Origin of the sequence: Streptomyces durbertensis (assembly GCF_014156695.1) — a bacterium.
Taxonomy (GTDB): Bacteria; Actinomycetota; Actinomycetes; order Streptomycetales; family Streptomycetaceae; genus Streptomyces; species Streptomyces durbertensis.
Map to the genome: position 1 here is coordinate 1 of NZ_WMLF01000940.1, position 487 is coordinate 487.

General features: G+C 73.9%; 1 protein-coding gene. It reads left to right on the forward strand.

The genetic code is table 11. The annotated features are described in order from the left end of the window. Positions 1-55: 55 nt before the first annotated feature. The coding region (locus tag GL263_RS27780; protein WP_182858470.1) for a hypothetical protein at positions 56-487 on the forward strand (432 nt) is incomplete at its 3' end.

The window sequence follows — 487 nt, forward strand, 5'->3', positions numbered from 1 at the left end:
GTTGGAGACACCGTGGCGTGAGGGCTCGGGGGCGGTGCTTGAGGGGGCGCGGCGGATGATCGCGATGGGGCCGCCGTATGTGGAGGAGGCGGTCGAGCGCCTTGCGCTCGTGTTCGGGGCGAACTACCGCCTCGGTTGTGACGTGCGTGTCGAGGCGGCGCGGTTGCGCGCCTCGGCGGGGCCGGCGTACGTGCCCGGGGCGGCGGGTGCGCTGCGTGGTGTGATCAGCGAGTACCGGGGGTACGTGGAGGTCTCGGACAACATCGACGGGGCGTACGCGTTGGCGCGGCTCGGGCCGGAGTACGTCGCGGAGGGCTGCTGGGAGCTGAGGCGTCACGCGGCTTCGACGTTCGAGGGGACGCACGACTGGGACCGGGCGCACGCGGTGCGGTGTCTGGCGGAGCTGCGGGGGCCGGGGGTGATGCCGTCGTTGCCCGTGGAGGGCCCGGGTCTCGCGGCTCACGGGGTGAGCCGGGGGGTGGTGGAG